At 60.3% G+C, this 6,346-nt stretch carries 5 protein-coding genes; 3 read left to right on the top strand and 2 right to left on the bottom strand.

The genetic code is table 11. The annotated features are described in order from the left end of the window. Window positions 1–99 precede the first annotated feature (99 nt). On the top strand, window positions 100–1,074 hold the full coding sequence (locus tag AC0IXA_RS21615; protein WP_016772856.1) for a serine/threonine protein kinase: 975 nt from the start codon (window positions 100–102) through the stop codon (window positions 1,072–1,074). A gap of 161 nt (window positions 1,075–1,235) precedes the next feature. Beyond that, complete coding sequence (rarD, locus tag AC0IXA_RS21610; protein WP_471814481.1) at window positions 1,236–2,123, top strand: EamA family transporter RarD; 888 nt, start codon at window positions 1,236–1,238, stop codon at window positions 2,121–2,123. A 223-nt stretch (window positions 2,124–2,346) separates the two neighbouring features. On the opposite strand, the gene AC0IXA_RS21605 is transcribed toward rarD, so the two are convergent. Then, a complete protein-coding gene (locus tag AC0IXA_RS21605; protein ID WP_016772854.1) occupies window positions 2,347–2,865 on the bottom strand; it encodes a glycine cleavage system transcriptional repressor in 519 nt (172 codons plus the stop codon). A gap of 623 nt (window positions 2,866–3,488) precedes the next feature. On the opposite strand from AC0IXA_RS21605, the gene AC0IXA_RS21600 reads away from it, so the two are divergent. Continuing rightward, window positions 3,489–5,666 carry a malate synthase G gene (locus AC0IXA_RS21600; RefSeq protein WP_024014574.1) on the top strand — a complete coding sequence of 726 codons (2,178 nt, stop codon included), beginning with the start codon at window positions 3,489–3,491 and terminating at the stop codon, window positions 5,664–5,666. A gap of 204 nt (window positions 5,667–5,870) precedes the next feature. On the opposite strand, the gene AC0IXA_RS21595 is transcribed toward AC0IXA_RS21600, so the two are convergent. Next, the gene (locus AC0IXA_RS21595; RefSeq protein WP_137214245.1) at window positions 5,871–6,317 is read right to left on the bottom strand and encodes a response regulator; all 447 of its coding nucleotides are present in this window, start codon (window positions 6,315–6,317) and stop codon (window positions 5,871–5,873) included. Between the last annotated feature and the right edge of the window lie 29 nt (window positions 6,318–6,346).

Raw genomic sequence — 6,346 nt, 5'->3', positions numbered from 1 at the left:
CTCGCGAAGAGGCCCGGGCAGACACCAACACCCTTCGCGCCGCCATCTGCGCTACCATGCCGAGCCGGACGCAGCAGCCTGCTGCGCGCAGGAGTCAGCATGGCCCACCCGTTTGAAACCCTCACCCCCGATCTCGTCCTGGATGCCGTTGAAAGCATCGGTTTCCTCAGCGACGCGCGCATTCTGGCGCTCAACAGCTACGAAAACCGTGTGTATCAGGTCGGTATCGAAGACTCCGAGCCGCTGATCGCCAAGTTCTATCGTCCGCAGCGCTGGACCAACGAGGCCATCCTCGAAGAGCACCAGTTCACCTTCGAACTGGCCGACATCGACATCCCGGTGGTAGCGCCGCTGATCCACAACGGCGAAACCCTGCATGAGCACGCCGGCTTCCGCTTCACCCTGTTCCCGCGTCGTGGTGGCCGGGCGCCGGAGCCGGGCAATCTTGATCAACTGTATCGCCTCGGCCAGTTGCTCGGGCGCATGCATGCGGTGGGCGGCACCAAGCCGTTCGAGCACCGCGAAGCCCTCGCCGTGCAGAACTTCGGCCATGCCTCGCTGAACACCCTGCTCGAAGGCAATTTCATTCCCAAGAGCCTGCTGCCGGCTTACGAATCGGTTGCCCGCGACCTGCTCAAACGCGTCGAAGACGTCTACGCCGCCACGCCTCACCAGAACATCCGCATGCACGGTGACTGCCACCCCGGCAACATGATGTGCCGCGACGAGATGTTCCACATCGTCGACCTCGACGACTGCCGCATGGGCCCGGCGGTGCAGGACATCTGGATGATGCTTGCCGGCGATCGCCAGGAATGTCTGGGGCAGTTGTCGGAATTGATGGACGGCTACAACGAATTCCATGATTTCGACCCGCGCGAACTGGCGCTGATCGAACCGTTGCGCGCCCTGCGCCTGATGCACTACAGCGCCTGGCTGGCGCGACGCTGGGACGACCCGGCGTTCCCGCACAGCTTTCCGTGGTTTGGCACGGAGCGGTATTGGGGCGACCAGGTGCTGGCGTTGCGTGAGCAACTGTCCGCGCTTAACGAAGAACCTTTGAAGTTGTTCTGAATTAAAGATCAAAAGATCGCAGCCTTCGGCAGCTCCTACCTTGGAATGCATATCCCTGTAGGAGCTGCCGAAGGCTGCGATCTTTTTGCTTTCTGACACGACACATCTATACAACCTCCTTACAATCCTTTCTTTGTCAGCTGCCTGAGCAAGGATTCTGCATGCAAGCCGCCAACCCGCGTCGCGGGTACATTCTGGGCCTGAGCGCCTACATCATCTGGGGCCTGTTCCCGATCTATTTCAAAGCCATTGCCGAAGTCCCGGCCGTCGAGATCATCATCCACAGGGTACTGTGGTCGGCGCTGTTTGGTGCGTTGCTGCTGATGGTGTGGAAACACCCGGGCTGGCTGCGCGAGTTGCTCGACAATCCCAAGCGCCTGGCGATTCTGGCTCTGAGCGGCACGCTGATCGCGGCCAACTGGCTGACCTACGTGTGGTCGGTGAACAACGGCCGCATGCTCGAGGCGAGTCTGGGTTACTACATCAATCCGCTGGTCAACGTGCTGTTGGGCATGGTGCTGCTCGGCGAACGGCTGCGGCGCATGCAGTGGGTCGCGGTCGGTCTCGCTGCCATCGGCGTGGCGCAGCAGGTGTGGCAGGTCGGCAGCTTGCCGTGGGTGTCGCTGGCGCTGGCCCTGACTTTCGGCTTCTACGGTCTGATCCGCAAGCAGGCGCCGGTCAAGGCGCTGCCGGGGCTGGTAGTGGAAACCTGGATGCTGGTGCCGATTGCGATCGCATGGTTGCTGTTCAATCAGACTGCCACGAGTGTGCAGCCGGCCTTCTGGACCGCCTCCGAAGCCTGGTGGCTGGTGGCCGCCGGGCCGGTGACGCTGGTGCCGCTGGTGTGTTTCAACGCCGCCACCCGCCACTTGCCCTACACCACCATCGGCTTCCTGCAATACATCGCGCCGACGCTGGTGTTGCTGCAAGCCGTGCTGCTGTTTGGCGAGCATTTGTCGTCCAGCACGCTGGTCGCGTTCATGTTTATCTGGGCCGGTCTGGCGGTCTATAGCATTGATGCGTGGATAAGTTTGCGCCGACGCGCCTGATCAAAAAACGCACAAAGCTCCGCAGGCCACGGTTCTCGTGGCCTGCATCGTTCCTTCCCAAGCTTATCCACAGCGTGATCCCCGCCGTTTGTGCGCAAGTCACTGAATGCTGGCGGTTTTTTGATCAACGGGCGCAAAGCCACGGCCGGCGTGGCTTGGCGGTCTGTCTCTACAGGTTATCCACAGGCAGGTGCACGTTAAACCTGAATAACCCTGTCTGCGCTTAAACCTCTGTGCGTAACACCAGTTCGACCATCAGATCATCGGCCAGGGTTTCCAGGCGCGCCTGCAGAACGTCGAGCGACAAGGTGAGTGGCACCGCCAGAATCGCCTCGGCGTGAAACAGCGGCTCGCTGCTCATCGGCGCCGGGCGCACTTCAGTCACCAACCGTTCAAGGTTCACGCCCTGTTCGCTCAACAGGCGAGTGATATCACGAACGATACCCGGTCGGTCATTGCCGACCAGTTCCATGGCGATCGGTTTCCACGTGCAGGACTGCTCCACTCCGCTTTCGGCAATCAGTACCCGAATGCCATGGGCCGACAGCGCTTGCAGGGCATCGACCAGTTCGTCGTAAGCCTCCGCCGGCACACCCACGCGCAGAATCCCGGCAAACTGCCCGGCCATGCGTGACATGCGGCTTTCCAGCCAGTTGCCGCCGTGCTCGGCGATGCATTGGGCGATGCGCTCGACCTGCCCGGGCTTGTCCGGGGCGAAAACGGTGAGTACGAGATGGTCCATGGCGCAGCCCTCTTGTCATGTCTTTTGTTATCGAAGGGCAAGTATAGGCAAGCGGATTGATTCAGCCTGACCCAGTGCTGGCAGATGATGACCTGTGGCGAGGGGATTTGTCCCCGTCCGGCTGCGCAGCAGTCGTGAGTCCTGCCAATTGAGTCTGCCAGCCGGACCGCAGGGGGCGGCTTCGCCACCCAACGGGGATAAATCCCCTCGCCACAAATCGTTACACCCAAATTGCTCCTTAGCAGGCCCACAGTAATTATGTGTACAACTTTCGATATTTAGCTGGAACAATCCAATGCTTTTTTGAGAACATCCCGTTCCGCGACGTGACCGCAATGCGTCATGAGGTCGCAGAACGACGTAATTAGTCTGATTTTCACAAGCGCAACTCATCATGTAGTATGCCGCAGCGCGCACTACATAACGCTGGATCGATGTCTGCCCAAGGCCCTTCGCAACCCTGAAAGCCCCGTCAGCAAGGCCTCCAAGCCGTTGATTGGTCCTAGCCCAGCCGCCAGCAATGGCATGTACTGGTCCGCAGGTTTGTGGTTTAAATGGCCAGAAGCTTCATTGTTAAATTGACGAGCTGAAAAGCGAAATAGCTGAGCAGAGTGAGGCAAGCAATGACTGAACACGTTCAAGTCGGTGGCCTGCAGGTCGCCAAAGTCCTGTTCGACTTCGTGAACAACGAAGCCATTCCCGGTACCGGCCTCACCGCCGAACAATTCTGGGAAGGTGCCGACAAGGTCATTCACGACCTGGCGCCGAAGAACAAAGCCCTACTCGCCAAACGCGATGACTTCCAGGCGCGCATCGATGCCTGGCATCAGCAGCATGCCGGCCAGGCGCACGATGCCGTGGCCTACAAAGCCTTCCTGCAAGAGATCGGTTATCTGCTGCCGGAAGCGGCTGATTTCCAGGCGACGACGCAAAACGTCGACGATGAGATCGCCCGCACCGCCGGCCCGCAACTGGTCGTGCCAGTGATGAATGCGCGCTTTGCGCTCAACGCCTCGAACGCCCGCTGGGGTTCGCTGTACGACGCCCTCTACGGCACCGACGCGATCAGCGAAGACGGCGGCGCGGAAAAAGGCAAAGGCTACAACAAGGTGCGTGGCGACAAAGTCATCGCTTTCGCCCGTGCTTTCCTCGACGAAGCCGCACCACTGGCCGCCGGCTCCCACGTCGATTCGACCGGCTACAAAATCGCTGACGGCAAACTGGTCGTGACGCTCAAGGGCGGCAGCAACAGTGGCCTGCGCGATGACGCTCAGTTGATCGGCTTCCAGGGCGACGCCAACGCGCCGATCGCGGTGCTGCTCAAGCACAACGGCCTGCACTTCGAAATCCAGATCGATGCCAGCACTCCGGTCGGCCAGACCGATGCCGCCGGCGTCAAAGACATCCTCATGGAAGCGGCGCTGACCACGATCATGGACTGCGAAGACTCCGTGGCCGCCGTTGATGCCGACGACAAAGTGGTGATCTACCGCAACTGGCTCGGCCTGATGAAGGGCGACCTCGCGGAATCCGTGTCCAAGGGCGGCCAGACCTTTACCCGCACCATGAACCCGGATCGCACCTACACCGCGCCCAATGGCGGAGAAGTGACCCTGCACGGTCGTTCGCTGTTGTTCGTGCGCAACGTCGGCCATCTGATGACCATTGATGCGATCCTCGACAGCCAAGGCAACGAAGTGCCGGAAGGCATTCTCGACGGTCTGGTGACTTGCCTGGCAGCAATGCACAACCTCAACGGCAACACCTCGCGGCGCAATACCCGCACCGGTTCGGTGTACATCGTCAAACCGAAAATGCACGGCCCGGAAGAAGCGGCGTTCACCAACGAGCTGTTCGGGCGCATCGAAGACGTCCTGCGCCTGCCGCGCAACACCCTGAAAGTCGGGATCATGGACGAGGAGCGCCGCACCACGGTCAACCTCAAGGCTTGCATCAAGGCGGCCAGCGAGCGTGTGGTGTTCATCAACACCGGTTTCCTCGACCGCACAGGCGACGAAATCCACACCTCCATGGAAGCCGGCCCTGTCGTGCGCAAGGCGGACATGAAGACCGAGAAGTGGATCGGCGCCTACGAGAACTGGAACGTCGATATCGGTCTGAGCACTGGCCTGCAAGGTCGTGCGCAAATCGGTAAAGGCATGTGGGCGATGCCGGACCTCATGGCCGCGATGCTTGAGCAGAAAATCGCTCACCCGCTGGCCGGCGCCAACACTGCCTGGGTGCCATCGCCGACTGCCGCTGCGCTGCACGCGCTGCACTACCACAAGGTTGACGTGTTTGCGCGTCAGGCCGAACTGGCCAAACGTGCGCGCGCCTCGGTGGATGACATCCTGACCATTCCACTGGCAGTGAACCCAAGCTGGACGCCAGAGCAGATCAAGAACGAACTGGACAACAACGCCCAGGGCATTCTCGGTTACGTGGTGCGCTGGATCGACCAGGGTGTCGGTTGCTCGAAAGTGCCGGACATCAACGACGTCGGCCTGATGGAAGACCGTGCGACGCTGCGTATCTCCAGCCAGCACATCGCCAACTGGCTGCGCCACGGTATCGTCAGCCAAGAGCAAGTGATGGAAAGCCTCAAGCGCATGGCGCCGGTGGTTGACCGCCAGAACGCCAACGACCCGCTGTATCGCCCGCTGGCACCGGACTTCGACAGCAACATCGCCTTCCAGGCGGCGGTCGAACTGGTCATCGAAGGCACCAAGCAACCGAACGGCTACACCGAGCCGGTGCTGCACCGTCGTCGTCGCGAGTTCAAGGCTGCGAATGGTCTGTAATTTGCGCTGACGCTGGAAATGAAAAAGGCCCTGATCGAGAGATCAGGGCCTTTTTGTTTGTGAGGTGGATTGATCGTTCCCACGCTCTGCGTGGGAATGCAGCCCGGGACGCTCCGCGTCCCACAACTGCGGACGCGGAGCGTCCATTGATGCATTCCCACGCAGAGCGTGGGAACGATCATCTGCTGGGCGGCGAAATATGTCTTAGGGTTCTATGCCCAATTCGTGTTTCACCAGCTCAAGCAACTTCCCCGTATCAATCGGCTTGAGCAGAAAATCCACCACGCTCAAATGCATCGCTTCGATCGCATCTTTCACGTCGGCATCGCCGGAGACGATGATGATCGGCATCGCTGCCCGTACCGATTCACGCACCTGGCGAATCAGCTCCAGGCCATCGACATTGCCCATGCGCAGATCGGTAATCACCAGCCCGATCGAAGGCTTTTCATCGAGCATTTTCAGCGCGGTTTCACCGCTGGCTGCGGTCATGCAATGAATGCCATCGAGCGCGAGAATCTCCGACAACAGCTCGCGGGCGTCCTTGTCGTCGTCGACGATCAGGACACGCTGCGGCGGCAGATCGGGTTCGAGCATCACTGCGCTGAGCGCTTCACGCTCGGCGTCGCTCAAAATATCGTGGTCGGACATGGCGTTCTCTAAATGGTCAAACAATCCCT

It is taken from the genome of Pseudomonas sp. AC083 (genome assembly GCF_979253165.1).
This window is presented reverse-complemented; position numbering and strand designations above follow the sequence as displayed.

What these genes read in the sequence shown, in the direction of transcription:
- AC0IXA_RS21615 (WP_016772856.1), top strand. Translation starts at nt 100, where the DNA reads ATGGCCCACCCGTTTGAAACCCTCACCCCCGATCTCGTCCTGGATGCC.
- rarD (WP_471814481.1), top strand. Translation starts at nt 1,236, where the DNA reads ATGCAAGCCGCCAACCCGCGTCGCGGGTACATTCTGGGCCTGAGCGCC.
- AC0IXA_RS21605 (WP_016772854.1), bottom strand. Translation starts at nt 2,865, where the DNA reads ATGGACCATCTCGTACTCACCGTTTTCGCCCCGGACAAGCCCGGGCAG.
- AC0IXA_RS21600 (WP_024014574.1), top strand. Translation starts at nt 3,489, where the DNA reads ATGACTGAACACGTTCAAGTCGGTGGCCTGCAGGTCGCCAAAGTCCTG.
- AC0IXA_RS21595 (WP_137214245.1), bottom strand. Translation starts at nt 6,317, where the DNA reads ATGTCCGACCACGATATTTTGAGCGACGCCGAGCGTGAAGCGCTCAGC.